This is a genomic window from Acinetobacter sp. OYA S30 (genome assembly GCF_033599315.1).
Classification (GTDB): domain Bacteria; phylum Pseudomonadota; class Gammaproteobacteria; order Pseudomonadales; family Moraxellaceae; genus Acinetobacter; species Acinetobacter baumannii.
This window is the reverse complement of record NZ_JAWVAV010000010.1, coordinates 24,452-40,416: the sequence shown is the minus strand read 5'-3', so window position 1 is coordinate 40,416 and position 15,965 is coordinate 24,452. Positions and strand designations below refer to the sequence as shown.

At 38.8% G+C, this 15,965-nt stretch carries 13 protein-coding genes; 7 read left to right on the top strand and 6 right to left on the bottom strand.

Annotated elements, in window-relative coordinates; all coding sequences use genetic code 11:
- Positions 1-27: 27 nt before the first annotated feature.
- The 3 genes from dacC to R5R67_RS07255 form a co-directional block, all read right to left on the bottom strand.
- Positions 28-1,176, bottom strand: coding sequence for a D-alanyl-D-alanine carboxypeptidase PBP5/6 (gene dacC / locus R5R67_RS07265; RefSeq protein ID WP_000197255.1), 1,149 nt, complete (start codon positions 1,174-1,176; stop codon positions 28-30).
- 126 nt (positions 1,177-1,302) lie between these two features.
- Entirely contained in the window at positions 1,303-1,725 is a 423-nt protein-coding gene (locus tag R5R67_RS07260; protein ID WP_002040156.1) for an MCR_0457 family protein, read from the bottom strand.
- A gap of 147 nt (positions 1,726-1,872) precedes the next feature.
- Positions 1,873-2,244, bottom strand: coding sequence for an MCR_0457 family protein (locus tag R5R67_RS07255; protein WP_000846418.1), 372 nt, complete (start codon positions 2,242-2,244; stop codon positions 1,873-1,875).
- 102 nt (positions 2,245-2,346) lie between these two features.
- On the opposite strand from R5R67_RS07255, the gene surE reads away from it, so the two are divergent.
- The 3 genes from surE to R5R67_RS07240 all read left to right on the top strand — a co-directional run bounded on the left by surE (position 2,347) and on the right by R5R67_RS07240 (position 5,084).
- Complete coding sequence (surE, locus tag R5R67_RS07250; RefSeq protein WP_001023216.1) at positions 2,347-3,114, top strand: 5'/3'-nucleotidase SurE; 768 nt, start codon at positions 2,347-2,349, stop codon at positions 3,112-3,114.
- A gap of 114 nt (positions 3,115-3,228) precedes the next feature.
- Positions 3,229-4,053 (top strand): peptidoglycan DD-metalloendopeptidase family protein, encoded by an 825-nt coding sequence (locus R5R67_RS07245; RefSeq protein WP_002040117.1) that lies wholly within the window; start codon positions 3,229-3,231, stop codon positions 4,051-4,053.
- A gap of 101 nt (positions 4,054-4,154) precedes the next feature.
- Positions 4,155-5,084 carry a LysR family transcriptional regulator gene (locus R5R67_RS07240; protein WP_000886770.1) on the top strand — a complete coding sequence of 310 codons (930 nt, stop codon included), beginning with the start codon at positions 4,155-4,157 and terminating at the stop codon, positions 5,082-5,084.
- A gap of 57 nt (positions 5,085-5,141) precedes the next feature.
- On the opposite strand, the gene R5R67_RS07235 is transcribed toward R5R67_RS07240, so the two are convergent.
- Entirely contained in the window at positions 5,142-7,760 is a 2,619-nt protein-coding gene (locus R5R67_RS07235; protein ID WP_000192286.1) for a Lon protease family protein, read from the bottom strand.
- Positions 7,761-7,926: 166 nt separating this feature from the next.
- Between R5R67_RS07235 and R5R67_RS07230 the strand changes: the two genes are divergently transcribed.
- The 4 genes from R5R67_RS07230 (at position 7,927) to rpmE (ending at position 12,043) form a co-directional block, all read left to right on the top strand.
- Complete coding sequence (locus tag R5R67_RS07230) at positions 7,927-10,116, top strand: AmpG family muropeptide MFS transporter (protein WP_000428300.1); 2,190 nt, start codon at positions 7,927-7,929, stop codon at positions 10,114-10,116.
- A gap of 2 nt (positions 10,117-10,118) precedes the next feature.
- Positions 10,119-10,520 carry a lactoylglutathione lyase gene (gene gloA, locus R5R67_RS07225; protein ID WP_001242511.1) on the top strand — a complete coding sequence of 134 codons (402 nt, stop codon included), beginning with the start codon at positions 10,119-10,121 and terminating at the stop codon, positions 10,518-10,520.
- Between the two features lie 133 nt (positions 10,521-10,653).
- Positions 10,654-11,625 carry a bile acid:sodium symporter family protein gene (locus R5R67_RS07220; RefSeq protein WP_171061237.1) on the top strand — a complete coding sequence of 324 codons (972 nt, stop codon included), beginning with the start codon at positions 10,654-10,656 and terminating at the stop codon, positions 11,623-11,625.
- A gap of 193 nt (positions 11,626-11,818) precedes the next feature.
- Positions 11,819-12,043, top strand: a complete 225-nt coding sequence (gene rpmE, locus R5R67_RS07215) for a 50S ribosomal protein L31 (RefSeq protein WP_001200845.1) — start codon at positions 11,819-11,821, stop codon at positions 12,041-12,043.
- Positions 12,044-12,105: 62 nt separating this feature from the next.
- On the opposite strand, the gene R5R67_RS07210 is transcribed toward rpmE, so the two are convergent.
- Complete coding sequence (locus tag R5R67_RS07210; protein WP_002040112.1) at positions 12,106-14,214, bottom strand: EAL domain-containing protein; 2,109 nt, start codon at positions 14,212-14,214, stop codon at positions 12,106-12,108.
- The gene (locus R5R67_RS07205) at positions 14,211-15,956 is read right to left on the bottom strand and encodes a hypothetical protein (RefSeq protein WP_000981543.1); all 1,746 of its coding nucleotides are present in this window, start codon (positions 15,954-15,956) and stop codon (positions 14,211-14,213) included. The genes R5R67_RS07210 and R5R67_RS07205 overlap by 4 nt, the downstream gene beginning before the upstream one ends.
- Positions 15,957-15,965: the final 9 nt, after the last annotated feature.

The window sequence follows — 15,965 nt, the reverse complement described above, 5'->3', positions numbered from 1 at the left end:
ATTCAACTATTCTAAAATTATTTAAATTTAGAATAAGTTGCTGAAGAATTGTTTGATATGGTCAATTAAACGTGCGAAGAAACCAGCTTCTTCAACAGGTTTTAAAGCAACCAATGGTTTTTCAGCAATAACTTTACCATCTAAACTTGCAACAAGCTTACCAACGACTTGACCTTTTTGAAGTGGTGCATTTAGGTTCGGTTGAACAACCAATTGAGTTTTAATGCCGTCCGCTTTGCCTTTAGGCATAGTTACATTGAAGTTTTCAGCTAAACCAACCTGAACTTCATTTTCTTTACCAAACCAAACTTTAGCTTTTGCAAGAACTTGGTTTGCAGGTTGTACATTTGCAGTTTCAAAGTTTGCAAAACCCCACGCCAATAATGCACGAGTTTGGTCAGCACGTTCAGACATGCTTGGTGTACCAAAAATAACTGAGATTAAACGCATTGGACCGCGTTTACTTGAAGTCGTTAAGCAGTAACCAGCTTCATCAGTATGGCCTGTTTTTAAGCCATCAACACTTGGGTCAGTGTAAAGTAAAGCATTACGGTTGCCTTGTTTGATACCGTTAAATGTGAATTCTTTTTCAGAATAAATCGGGTAGTATTTTGAGCTGTCTTTAATAATATGTTGTGCTAAAACAGCCATATCTTTTGCAGTTGAGTAATGACCTTCAGCTGGCATACCAGTTGAGTTAATAAACTGGGTATTGGTCATTCCGATACGTTTTGCTTCTTGGTTCATCATGTGAGCAAAAGTACCTTCATTTCCAGCAATATGTTCAGCCATTGCTTTTGATGCATCATTACCTGACTGAATAATAATGCCGCGAAGCATTTCTAAAACAGTTGCTGTACCATTTAATGGAACATACATACATGATTCAGAACTACTGCCTTTACACCAAGCAGATTCATTCATACGAACCTGTTCATTTTCGGTAAGCTCACCTTTTAATAATTTTTGTTCAATGATGTAGCTTGTCATCATTTTAGTCATAGAAGCAGGAGCAAGCTTTTCATTTTCATTTTTAGAAGCGAGAATTTGTCCTGTCTCGTAATCCATTAATACATAAGACTTATTATTTAATTCTGGCGGAGCTGATAAGACAGTTGCTGCATAAGAAAAACTTGGTAAGAGGAGGAGTGCAGCAATAGCGCTTTTTCGAGTCATTCTAGGTAATTCCAATATCTTGTATGAAGCAGAAGAGCCTAGCATTTTAGGATAAAGCAAAGCCGACTTCTATGGGGGAAGTCGGCTTTTTCAAACAGTATTGTAACTAGAGAGTTTTTAACTAATTTAGTTTTGCGATTGATAAGCTTTCACGTCTTGGCAAACTAACGTATTTTGTTCGTTACCAGCAGCTTTTGCATCATTACGTGCTTCTTTTAAGACTTTCTTGAAGCTCTTGTCTTTACTACGTTTTTCTAAAGCTGCAACTGGATCGGCTTCATTTGGCAAATAGTCTTTTACAAGACGCTCATAACCTTGAGCAAATTCGGCATCTTTTTTACCAATTAAACTTGGGCAAATTTCAGAAAGTACTTGAATTGCTGCTAATTCTTCCGGTGTAGTACCTTTGGACGGTGTAACTTCAACAACATTTTCATTTTCAGTTTTCTTTTCAGCTGTTTTTTTCTTGTCAGCAGCATAACCCACTGTTGCCATTGTCATGAGTAAAACAACAGAAAGTGCTTGAACTAAACTTTTTTTCATAAACATGGATAACCTGAAACAAAAATTTGAAATATGCCGATAGCTTAAACAATTTAAACGCTAAAAAAATGGAAAAAATGTATTGTTATGTAGGTTTTCTGCTTTATCTCAACAGAAAACCCCAAAGATAAGCGTACTGATTGAGCTAAGCTCTTAATCTTTGTAATTTACCACTTCCTCACAAAGTTCATGTTGTTCGTGATGATCCATTTCTTTGGCAGCCTGACGTGCTTCACTTAACAGGGTTTTATATTCTGAATCATTTTGCAGCGCAGAGAAGGTAATTGATTTATTGGAATAACCACCCAGATACATTGCAATAATCTTTTGGGTATTGGTTTCAAGTTTTTTATTTGCGCCAACAAAATTAGGGCAAATTTCTTGTAAGACTTGAGTCGAGGCAATGTCATCTTTAATTAAGCTGTCAGCTTCTTGTGTTGAGATACCCTCATCAGCAAAAACCGCTTGAGTACACAATGTGATACTGATCCCCAATACTTGAAAAAAAGGAGCGAAAGTTTTCATTTTTTCACAATTTTATAATGCTATGGAGGCATAAATATATATAATTCAACAAATAATTCAATTGAGAAAACCTCTGGGTTTATTTGTCGAGAAAGATTTTTTGTGAATATTTTAATTGCCAATGATGACGGTGTATTTGCACCAGGTATACAAGCTTTAGCTGACGCGTTAAAACCACTAGGCCGTGTTGTGGTGGTTGCTCCAGAAAGTGAAAGAAGCGGGTTTTCGAGTGCCTTAACTTTAGATCGTCCTTTACGTCCTATTCAAATTGCTGAAGATGTATGGGCTGTTAATGGCACACCAGCCGATTGTGTTTATTTATCCATGAATGGATTATTTGACTTCGAATTTGATTTGGTTGTTAGTGGAATCAATAGTGGCGCAAATTTAGGCGATGATGTTTTATATTCGGGAACTGTTGGCGCCGCCTTTGAAGGTCGTTTAATGAAACAACCGGCAATTGCGGTTTCTTTGGCCGGGCCTGATGTACGTTCATACGACCATAAAGATGATTATGCGCAAGCTGCCAAATGGGTACATGACTTTATTGCAAAAGGTCTACCTGCACTGCCACCGCGACATATTTTTAATATTAATATTCCAGATGTACCTCAGCTTAAAGGTACACAAATTACTTACCAAGGCCGCCGTGCCCAATCTAAACCTATCACCAGCCATGTAGACCCTAGAGGAAGACAGGTTTACTGGATTGGTCTTGCTGGTGAGGCGGTAACTGATCCACAGCGTATTGCTAGTCAAATACAATCTGATTTTTTTGCGGTCGCGAATGGTTTTGTGAGCGTGACGCCAATTCAGATGGATGCAACAAACTATGCGGTTTTAGAAGATTTGCAGGCTAGTTTGGGGTAATAAACTGAGCCGAATGTTATAACTTTGTGAATAAAGAAAAAGAGGAACATGTTTCCTCTTACTTTTTTGGTACTCTTAGCCGAAATGATTTGTAGCATTTAGTGAGGGAGATCGATGCATTTAACTGGGCAACAAAGCAGATTGCATATTCAAAGAGACAAAATAATGAAAATTATGATGTTGTCTGTAGCTGTAGGTTTTACTGTTGCAATGGCAGGATGTGCTTCTAAACCACAAATTAATAATAGTTCTCGCTATGCAATGGCTCCTAACTATTACACGGTCCGTTCAGGTGATACTTTAAGTGGTATTGCAATGCGCTATGGTCTGGACTATCTCAGTATTGCAGAGATGAATGGTATTGCACCGCCATATCGTATTTATGTTAATCAATCATTACGATTGAAGAAATCTTCTTCACCAAGAACCGTGTCGACACAAGTCATGGCGCAACCGGAACCAATTAAGCGTCAAACAATTGCTTTACCGACAACTACTGCACCAACCACTCCACCGCCAGCAACTGTTGCGCCATCAACCAATACAACAGTGGGAGCATCTATTCCAAGCTCAAGCTTACGTTGGGTGAAACCAAATAACGGTCCGGTTATTCAAGGCTTTAATTTGGCGAATAATGTCAAAGGAATCCGTTACGGTGGTAACCAAGGTGACCCGATTTATGCGGCGGCTGATGGTCAAGTTGTATACGCAGCCGATGGTCTGAAAGAATATGGTAACTTGGTTTTAATTAAACATATTGATGGTTACATCAGTGCGTATGCCCACAATAGCAAGATGATGGTGAAGAGTGGTGACAATGTAACCGCAGGCCAAAAGATTGCTGAAATGGGGTCTTCAGGGGCATCTCGCGTTATGCTTGAGTTCCAAATTCGCCTTGACGGTAAACCGATCAACCCCGCAAATCTTTTACCAAATTAGCTAATGCATTAAATATAGGTTTCCTCGTATAATACAATTGGTTGCTTTCATTACAACAATAAGCATTTTTTATAAATTTAGAATTAGATTTGAGGAAACCTATGTTAGATCAGCTTCGTGCGATGGGTGTTTTTGCTTGTGTGGTTGAAAAAAGTTCATTTAGTGGTGCGGCACGTGAATTAGGCATTACAACAAGTGCTGTAAGTCAGCAAATCCGTTCTCTTGAAAATGAAATGGATGTAATTTTATTACATCGTTCTACGCGAAAACTTAGTTTGACTGAGGCAGGGCAGGCTTTTTTCTCAAGTTGCCAAGAAATGTTGGCAGCAGCAGAAAGAGGCAAAATCAGAATCAATGAATTGCGAGATGATTTGATTGGTGACTTGCGTATTGCAACTACCCCTGATTTAGCGGTTCAGCACATTATTCCTGCTTTATCTCACTGGATGTCTGCCCATCGTGGTCTATCTGTTCATTTTGAAGTGGGGCATCGATATATCGATTTAATCGAAGAGCGAATTGATATTGCAGTGCGCATGAGTTCTACAGCGGTAGAAGAGAGCGACTCTGTTATTCCTATGGCTTTTGTCGATCAGATTTTGGTAGCCTCTCCCAGCTATCTCAATCAAACAAGCCCAATCTTGCATCCAAATGATTTAAACAACCATGAGTTGCTTTCTATCAATGCAATGAATGATTCACGTAGTTTTAATTTTCAGCACGCTAAAACTGGTGAAAAATTAAATATCGAGATGGCAAGCCGTTTGCAAAGTAATAATTTACAAGTGGCTAAAGCGCTATGCCAGCAAGGGCATGGAATTGCCAGAATTTTATATTTAGATGCTCAAAAAGAACTGAAGAATGGTTCTTTAATTGAAATCCTTCCAGATTGGAAACTCCCAGCTTTCACTTTATATGCAGAGATTGCAAAACACGATCAACAGCCAATGAAAATTCAACGTTGTGTCGAAGCGCTTAAGCAATACTTCAGCCAGTTGGCTGGCGGAAGAGCAATGCAGATTGTTCGTTAACTTTTATCTCATTCATAAAAAAGGGCTTGTTATTACAAGCCCTTTTTTATGTCAGTGTTATTTTTGCTTTAGCGTAGCAACTTCCTCTTGAGTTTCTTGAGGAAGATCATCGGCTGTGAGCTCTTCATGCTTTTTAATTTTTTTCTTATTTTTCTTTTTCTTCTTCGGCTCCTCTTCAACTTCTGCGCCATCTTCAATCGCTTGCCAGTACTCAAGTTGTTCCATTACAGCGGCATAAATAGAATGCTTACTGTATTTGCCTTTTTTGTCGAGGGTACCAACAGGGCGAGCCATTAAAATCTCAAGTGCTTGATCAATTGTATCAATTGCATGGATATGGAATTGACCCATTCGCACCGCATCAATCACATCTTGACGTAGCATCAAGTGTTGCATGTTTTGGCGTGGAATAATGACACCCTGTTTGCCAGTTAAACCTTGTAGCTTACATGCATCATAGAAGCCCTCAATTTTTGCATTTACGCCACCAATTGGTTGAACTTGACCTAACTGGTTCATAGAACCGGTAATTGCCCATGACTGATCAATTGGTAACTGGCTAATTGCAGAGATTAATGCAGAAAGCTCGGCAACGGTTGCACTGTCGCCGTCCACTTGTCCGTAGCTTTGCTCAAAAGCCAGAGCAGCAGAAAAATGTAAAATCTGTTCACGGCCAAAGTGAGCTTTTAAGAAGCTAGACATGAGTAACACGCCTTTGGCATGCAATGAACCGCCTAGTTCTACACTACGTTCAATATCAAGAATATCGCCACCGCCTTGATAAACCGAGGCAGTTAAGCGTGAAGGTAAACCAAACTCAACATCTGCATAGTGAATGACAGAGAGGGCATTAATTTGACCTAAACGATGGCCAGAAGTTTCGATTAACTGGGTTCCACGCGATAAATCTTGCCAGTAAAGTTCTCTTAAATAGCCTAAGCGATATTGTCGGTGTTGTAAGGCAAGGTTAATGTGCTGGTCGGTTACCATCTTATCATTGGCTTTAAATGCATGATGATGCGCTTCACGAATAAGATCACCCAACGTTGAAGCATGTAACGACAATGAGCTTTGGTCTTCGGCCTGACGGCTTGAGTCTGTCAGTAATGCCGCTAGAGCACTGCGGTCAAATGGAAGCAGTTTATCGGCTTGTACATAGTCTGCAATCAGCTGCATATAAGCTTGTTCATTTTCGTCATTACGTTGTAATGTATCGGTAAAATCTGCGCGAATTTTAAATACGCTACCAAGCTCTGGTTCTACTTCTAAAATTTCATAATAAATCTCAGGCTCTGCCATCAGTACCACTTTAATATCAAGTGGAATAGCAGCAGGCTCTATCGAGATACTGCCGGTTAAAGTCAACATATGTTCAAGAGAAGAGAGCTTGAGTTGGCCCGATTTTAAGGCACGCTTTAAACCTTGCCATGCATAAGGCTGTTCGAGTAATTGCTCGGCCTCAAGCATTAAAAAACCACCATTGGCTTGATGTAGGGCACCAGGGCGAATAAGAGTGAAATCTGTGGTAATTGTGCCGTTGTGGGTGAGTTGTTCTACATGACCCAGCAAGTTGTAGTGCGTTGGGAAATCTTCAAAAATAACCGGAGCACCGCTATTTGGCTTGTTTGAGACAATCACATTTGCTTGATAACGCGCCGGTACGCGATTGAACATAGCAGGAGCAAAGTCATCTTCTTCTTGTTCTAAAATTAACTCAACATTGTCAATGATATCTTGAGCATACTGTTTTAAATAATCTTCAAGGCCTTTCACTTGACCATATTTATTTAAAATTAAGTCCATGCGTGGCATAACCACTTGAGTGGCGATGTCTCGATTTAAAACAGAAACTTTGTCGCGTGCATCATCTTCTAAGTCGCCCAAATGCAAACCAAGACGCTCAAGCTTTTTATCCATATAGCGAATATTGGCTGCAATCTCAGCACGCTGTTTACTATTTAAAGCGTCAATTTCTGTTTGAGTCAGTTCTTGAACCTGATTATCTTTTAACTGTACAGGTACAAAGCCATGTTTCTCATTTCGAGAAATCAATTTTAGATCAAGTTCTTCGCCTTCTTTTGTTAATTCGACAAGTGCTTGTTGCTGTTCATCACCAGTTTCCTGACGGATTCGCTCGATACGGTTATGATAAGTTTCTGCACTAAAACGGCGTTCAAGCTGCTTTAAAATAATTTGCCAAGTTTGATGAAGAGTTTGTTGAAACTTGGTTCCTTGTCCAGCAGGAAAGCGTAGCGCAATAGGCTGACGAGCTTGTTTAAAGTTATAAACATATACCCAATCATCTGGAGTAGGCATTGTTTTAGCATGTTGTTGTAGTAAACGCTTAATCATGGTGCGTTTACCTAAGCCTGCTGTTCCTACCGCAAAAATGTTATAACCAGAGTAGGGTAAGGAAATGCCAGCTTCTACCGAAGCTTTGGCGCGGTCTTGCCCTAAAAAGTTGTTGAGCGGCTTGATGCGTTTTGTTGAGGCTGGAATATTTTCAAAATTTGGAATATGCGTAAGTTGTTCGGGTTTTAACGCTGTTTTATCTAAAGTCATTTTAATATCAGGTTGCTCAAAAGCTGAAGGAAATGCATTTATTGTGACGTTTGTGGTGTTTGTTTTAGCGAGTGATAAAGTTGAAGATGTCACTTGATCAAGTTTTTGTGTCACTGTTGATATCCAGCAAAAGAAAACGAAGGTTGAAGATTAAAGGTATACAGGTTTAGCATAAAATATCAAGCAAACTTGCCGTTTTTATCATCAAAACAAAACTTGATTGCATAAAGAATCTTGAAAGCAATTGTAAGAAGCGATTGAATAGGCGCATTTATAATTTATGGAAAATAAAAAACGAATGACCACACAAACCTCTGGTTGGGTCTCGGCGTTTAAAGCATTTTTAGACCGTCGTGCATTAATTATGCTATTTCTGGGTTTTTCTGCCGGAATACCCATTTTATTGATTTTCTCTAGTCTCTCTTTATGGCTAGGTGAAGCAGGCATTGATAAAAGTGCCGTCACTTTTTTCAGTTGGGCGGCTTTAGGATATTCCTTTAAATTTGTTTGGGCTCCCTTAATTGATGAGTTACCTGTACCAGTCTTGACTAAAGCTTTAGGCCGAAGACGTGCATGGTTGCTTATTGCGCAGTGTTTAATCGTACTTGCGATATGTACAATGGCTTTTGCCGACCCTGCTTTAGGTCACAGTTATCTTGTTCAAATGGCGGCAGGCGCAGTTTTACTTGGCTTCTCGGCTGCAACGCAAGATATTGTGATTGATGCTTATCGTATTGAGCTGGCTGAAACTGAAATGCAGACAGTGTTGGCATCAACTTATAATGCGGGTTACCGGATCGGTATGATTGTAGCTGGTGCTGGTGCATTATTCTTAGCGGCGCATTTGGGGACCGCAAAAGGAAATTATATTTACGAGGCTTGGAAGACGACCTATTTAACGATGGCAGCAGTCATGTTGGTCGGTATTATTACAACTTTACTCGTTCGTGAACCTAAAGTTGATCGTATATATAAAAACTATAAATCAAGTGATTATTACCGTCTGGTTTTAGTATTTTTTATTGCAGTTATCTCATTTGTATTAACCTATATTTACTCAGGCCAAGTTACCGAAGCAATTTCAAAAGCTGGCAATATTCAAGATAGTGCTGCTTTATTTGGTTTAGAAGCTTTAAGGTTCTTAACGGCGACAGGTGTTGCCATTCTAGCTGGTTATCTATTGGTTAAAATAGGTGTGGTGAACCAGCAAATGGCTAAGGAAACTTGGATTGCCCCAATTCTGGATTTCTTTAAACGTTATGGTGTCAAACTTGCCTTAGTACTTCTATTCTTGATTGGGTTCTTCCGTATTTCAGACATTATTGCTGGTGTGATTTCTAATGTCTTTTATCAAGATCTGAACTTTAGCAAAGAACAAATTGCTGAAGCCGTAAAAGTTTATGGTGTTATTTTCAGTTTGGTGGGTGGTTTCTTAGGTGGCTTATTAGCTCAACGTATGAACATCATGAAACTGATGTTCGTTGGTGCTGTATTGGCAAGCTCTACTAATCTCATTTTCATTGGCTTAGTAAAATCTGGAAAACCGCTTGATATGGTGGATGTCCAAATTGGGAATAACCATTATAAAGTGAAGCCAGATGAAGTGGGGTATTGGAAGCTCAAAGTGCCAAGCTCAAGTTTTAATGGCACCCAACAAATTGATGTCAAAGCTGGTTATGCTTTGCAAGATCAACAAGCCGAGACTATCGTTCGGGCTCAACCTCTAGTGACAACTCACTCTGAGAGTGTTCCTTTACAAATTTTACCTTTAATGGGAAGTGATCAGATATCGGCTAACTCTTCCGAAGGCAGTGTCGTGATTCGTGGGCAGTATTTTGGTAAAGCCTTATCACCTACTCAAAAGATTGTGATGAATCTTGATGGACAAAATTTTGATGCAAAAATGACAGATCAAAAGGGTGTGTTTAACGCAGCAATTGATATGCAAAAATTATTGTCATCACCAAGTAAGCAACTTACTGCTTCAATTGTCGATGGAAATCAAAAAATATTATCGATTACTCACCACTATGAAGTCGCTTCAAATTCTGTACCAAAACCTGAATTAGATGTGAATATAGATCCTTTACCGTACATTGATACTCAATCAGGTCAAGAAGTTGAGATTAGTGGTAAAGTCATTAAACCTTATAGCTCACTATGGCTTTATTTTGCCATTGTCGTTGATAACATGGCTTCAGGCTTAGCCGGTGCGGCATTTATTGCGTTCCTTTCAAGTTTGACCAGTGTGTCATTTACTGCTGTTCAATATGCGATCTTTAGCTCACTTATGACCCTTACCCCAAAACTTTTAGGTGGATATTCGGGTACCATAGTGAGTAATATTGGATACCCAAACTTCTTTTTGATGACCACAATGATCGGGATTCCAATCTTAATTTTAGTTGTTTGGGTTGGAAAACTGCTTAAAGATCATCAAACACATGACATAGAAAAGGCAGGTGAATAAACATGCGAATGCTTCATACAATGTTGCGAGTAGGCAATTTAGAACAATCTTTAAAGTTCTATACCGAAGTATTAGGGATGAAGTTACTTCGTAAGCGTGATTATGAAGAAGGTCGCTTTACACTGGCATTTGTTGGTTATGGCGATGAAGAAAATAATACCGTGCTTGAACTTACTCATAACTGGGATACCTCAAGTTATGATTTAGGAAATGGCTATGGTCACATTGCGATTGGTGTTGAAGATGCTTATAAAGCATGTGAAGAAATCAAAGCACGTGGCGGTAAAGTCGTTCGTGAAGCTGGCCCAATGAAGGGTGGCGTAACAGTGATTGCATTTGTTGAAGATCCGGATGGCTACAAAGTCGAGCTTATTCAACAAGACGCAAATGCTAGAAATAATTAAATAAATGACTCAGGCGCTTTAAGATTTAGGTCTTAAAAGTCTAGCTTTATTTCTATAGCCCAGTATGATGAAGGCTTGACCAAATGGTCAATTTATCAACTGGGCTTTTCTTTATCTAAAATAATCATAGGATGTGAACATGCTGAAGTTCTTGGCACTTGATCGATTTACAATTTTGTTGGTTGGCATGGTACTACTAGCAACTTTTTTTCCAGTCAGTGGTCAAGCTGCGCAGTATTTCAATACATTAACTACAGTCGCGATTGCTATTTTATTTTTCTTGCATGGTGCCAAGCTGTCTCGTGAGGCAGTCATTGAAGGTATTTTGCATTGGAAAATGCACTTACTGGTATTTGCAATTACGTTCTTTATTTTTCCTGCTATTGGTTTATTGGCTAAACCTATTCTTTTACCTTTATTAGGGCAGCAGCTCTATTGGGGTTTTTTGTTTATGTGTTTCTTGCCATCTACTGTTCAGTCTTCTATTGCATTTACTTCAGTTGCAAAAGGGAATGTGGCAGGGGCGGTATGTAGTGCATCTTTCTCAAACTTGGTAGGTATGTTTATTACGCCAGTTTTAGTCAGTTTCTTTATTTTAGGACAAAGTCAGCACGGATTTGATCCTACATCTTCAATTATACAAATTACTTTGTTGCTATTAGTGCCTTTTGTTTTAGGGCAATTACTTCGTCCCTATGTTTTTCCATATATGGCAAAAGTACCAAGTATTGTAAAAGCATTTGACCAAGGTTCAATTTTGATGGTGGTCTATGGTGCATTTAGTGGGGCAGTGGTTGCGGGGCTTTGGCATCAGGTGAGTTGGAAAACCTTACTGCTTTTGACCATTGCTTGTTCTATTTTACTCACCATTATTATGCTGCTTGCACTTTATTTACCGCGCGCTTTTGGTTTTAACCGAGCTGATCAAATTACAGTGTTCTTTTGTGGCTCAAAAAAGACCTTGGCCAGTGGTGTACCTATGGCACAAATCTTATTTATTGGCCAACCTTTAGGTATGATCGTTTTACCAATTATGATCTTTCACCAAATCCAGTTAATGGTCTGTGGGGTGATTGCAAATTACTTGGCTAAATCCCAAGATTAATTCGCAAAAAAAAATTATATGGCGTATAATACTGCCCACTTGTTGTGCTTAGCTCTAACCCTTGAGGTTTCGGTGGGCCAAAAGAATGGTCTGTTGTGGTGTTGATCTGCTTGTAAAAGCTTTCCTCAATTTAATTGAGAGTGATCAATTGCGATGACAGCTTAAGCCTTTCTTCAATTAGGAGTAATCGACGATGCGCGCCGATATTCACCCAAAATATGAAAAATTAGTTGCAACTTGTTCTTGCGGTAACGTAATCGAAACTCGTTCTGCTTTAGGTAAAGAAACTATTTACCTTGACGTATGTTCAGCTTGCCACCCTTTCTACACTGGTAAACAAAAGAATGTAGACACTGGTGGTCGTATCGACAAATTCAAACAACGTTTTGCTGGTATGTCTCGCTCTATCAAGCGTTAATACTTCAAAACGAAACAAAAAACGGGCTTATGCCCGTTTTTTGTTTTTAATATACAAGACCATTATTGGTCTTGTACGTCTGTTAAGCGGTCAAGTTTTTTCTGAAAATAATCACCTTGTAGAAAGCGCGCTTCTACATTCCATGCATTGGCAAACAGGTTCATATCATTCAAGTGAGCTAATAAAATTCCAATCGGTTTTACAGTCAAATAGTTCAATATTTTTTCTTGCAAGTTATTAAGCCCTTGGTCTGAGCTTAATAGATCAGTTTTGCTGGACTGTAATTTTACAAGTTGAATATCAAGCTGCTGTAATATTGAATCGCTATACATAGAAGAAGCAAAATCTCGAATTGAAATTTCCGCACCATGTTGGCGTAAGCGAGCAATGTGCTGTTGAGCAATTGGAAGATAAGGCTGAAGAGCTTGTTCTGAAAATTGCAAAATCAGTGGGCTTTCAATTTTACTTCCGATAATAGTTAGTAGTTTGGAAATCAGCTCAGGGAATGTTTTATCTTTCAGCAAAATATCAATATTAAGGTTAATAATGAGTTTCGCTTTAGGATACTGAGCAATGAAATTATGAAGCTGTTTACACGCTTCTACCAATATCCAGCGGTCTAACTGAATTGAAAGTTCTGCATCTTCTTTAAGATCACTTAAATCATTTAAGTCATACCATTGTTCACCCGCAATAAAACCACTTGTCACTTCATAGTTGTGAGTTTCTTGGTCATGCTTATCGTAAATTTGCTGGTACTTCAGATGTATTTCGCCCTGAGCTAATTTTTGTCTTAACTGCTGGAGTAAAGAGGACTGAGGCGTATGGTCAAAATGTTCAATTGTTAAATCAAGAGGAACCGCTTCAATGCTCGGTGAAACCGTTTTTTCTACTGTTGGCATTACTTCAAGTTGAGGTGTAACCTGAGGTAAATCCTGTTTTTCAGCCTCATTCAGCAGTGAGTTAAAAGAGTTCTCAGTTAAGGGCTGGTTGAGAAAAGCATAACCAAGCTTTAACTGTACTGAAAAGTTTTGCTCATTCACTTTTAACAAATGTTCTTTTTGCAAAGTTTGTAAACTCGTCAGCTGTGAGTTTAAAACTGAACTATTTTCGGCTTGTAAAATCCCGACATAACTACCCAAGTCGACTTGGAAAATCGGCATCTGTGCATGGTCTTTTAAAAAACCATGGAGCTGATTGAAATATTGTCCTAAAGTTTGCCAACCCTGTTGAAAAATTCGTTCTGGGCACTGTGCAAGTCTAAATAAAACAACGGCGTTTGCTTGGGCAGGGTGGGTCGATAAATGACGATTAATCTGCGGCCAAGCTGCACTCAACCCAACACTTTTTTCGGACGGAGCACTATTTGCTGGAGTAGTTAGATCAACTTGATAGTCGATGGTGAGTTGTACCGCGTCTTCTTCTTGGCTTGGAATAAACTCGAGTTTTAGCGCATTATTACCCGAAATAGCCTGATGCTGACTCTGGATTTCAAAGCGTGCCTGATCAAACTGGCCTAAAGAAATTTTCTTAAATCGCTGTTTAAAAATATTTAAATCGTTGGGCTGTAAGACATCTAAAATCGGTAATCCAATAATGTCTTCTTCTTGTTGAAAACCAAAAAGATTCAAATATTCGGTATTTGCCTTAATGTGGATGCCTTCTTGAAAAATAGCAACCGCTTTATGGCTGTTGTCGACCAGCGTTTGCGTATGCGTATGAATGGTATCAAGCTCGGCCAAAAGACGTTGTTCCGTCTGTAAAAGGCGGCTGTATGACAGTGCCCGAACCAGCGTAATATAGAAATAATCTAGCGGTTCTAATGGGACTACATCATAAATCCCTTTTTGAATATAGCTTTGATATTGCTGCGCTTGGTAATCATCTGGCTGTAAAAGTAATATTGGAAGCTGCGGCTGTTCTGAGGCTTGAACAAGGGAGAGAGTTTGTTCAATTTTCAAATCATAGGCGCGACCAAAAATAATGACATCCCAAGATGTATTGAGCTGCTTTTCAAAACTTTTTAAATCATCAAGTAATAAGGCATTAACTTGATAATCATTCCCCGATAATAAATTTAAAATTTGGTTATAACGTAACTGGTTATCATCAATAATGAGTAAACGTATTTCAGTACGTTTTAACCTTTTAGATAGTAAAGAGTTTCTCACTTTAATGCTTCCCATAAATCTTGGCTATTCACGGTGTTATTCTTTTTCAGCATGAACTGATCAAGCAGGTACTGTTGCTGCTCATTCAGAAGCTCAAATTGAAATTGAATAAAACTTTGAGTAATGAGTTGTGCTTTGAGTAGATACACTTTGATTTCTTCTGTCCCCAATCGTAAATGAATTGTTTGTTGCTCTCTAAAAATTTGAGACCCCGGTAAAATAAGCGTGTTTTGTATTTCTTCTAGGTTTTGAGTTTGTAGTAATAGTGCAGGGTGATAATTACGCGTATGACGCTCTGCCTGAATATGTACAGCGCAAGGGAACATGGCCTGTGAAAGAATTTCTAAACCCAGTTCCAGACTTTTTTCTGTAGATTGCTTAATCCAGCGAATTACACCGCCACGCCACTGACCATGTAGCGTTTCCTTCACCAAAATATATTCGCCGGTTCTTAAGTTTTTAGGTGCTTCGCCGGACCATTTAATACGATAGCCATTAACACTAATATCAAGCACGGTAGTTTGATAAATGGTTTTACTCTCACGGCTTAAGCGTTGATAAGACGAGGTTTGTTGTTCTTTTTTCTCTAAATTGGATAAAACTTTCGATTCACTTTGTAAATTATAGTTATTACTCAGTTGTAGCGTTTCTTCAAAGTTTTTGGCTTTAGACAAATAGAAATGTGCGGTACTTAAGCCAAAACAAATTTGTAAAGCTGCATTATATTCATAACGCTCATGACGGCGCTGTGCTGTGGTGCCCAAAATCGTTTGAACGTGAAACTTTAATGCGGGACTTAAATAAATCTTTTCATTTTTAGACATATATTGAGCATTTTTATGCATGGTGGCAGTAACATGCTCAAGCAAAGCTTGCGTGCTAATAAAAATACTTGGATTGAAATTTGAGCTTTGTTTCTTGTTATATACAGGCGGATGATCTTTAGTTGGGTCGACCACATACTTTGTTGAAGCAGTGTCTTTCGGCAAGATCTGAATCATGCGTGCCCAATCAAAACTACATTGAAACAAGGCCTGAATTTCTGACTGGCGAATCTGATTGGTGTTAAAAATATCTAATAAAATAAGCTGTGCATAAGCCTGCGTAATATTGGCTAGCGGATGCTGTACACCTTGAATATGATTAATATTGGTTAAATGATATTTGTATTGAACCGCTGTTTCGTAAAGCTGGTGAGCAATTAACCATTGACCTTTGACAGGTTCGCTATAGAGCATATGCTGTTGATATAAAAGATTGGTCAACTGCTGCAATGCGTGGAATGTCGCCAGAATTCGTGCGGTTTGTAAATTTTTCTTTTGTTTAAAAGAGAACAAAGAAAACTTCTGTTTTTGTAGCTGTTCGTGGCTTGTTTGCGCAATATTTAAATAAATACTGGCAAAATAACAGCGCAGAAGCATGGCCAGTTCAATAATATGCTCGTTACGGTCAGTACTAATGACGCCTTGGTTAAAGAAGTTTTTTTCTAAACTCGCCAACACATTATTAATGGTTGGGTGAAGTGTCTGAATTAAGTCAAAGCGTAAGGTTTCACTACAATTTAACTCATTCAGCTCCAAAATTGCTGTAAATAGCGCTTTTGAAGTATCACCCAATTGCATAATAGAAAGGGTAGTGACCCACTCATTAAGATCTTTAATGTTGGCTTCACAAAAGCTTAACCGTTCACGAGTAAGTGCGGTTTGATTGTGAAAAATGTCCGAAAGTGCATTATTCATCATCACTTATTA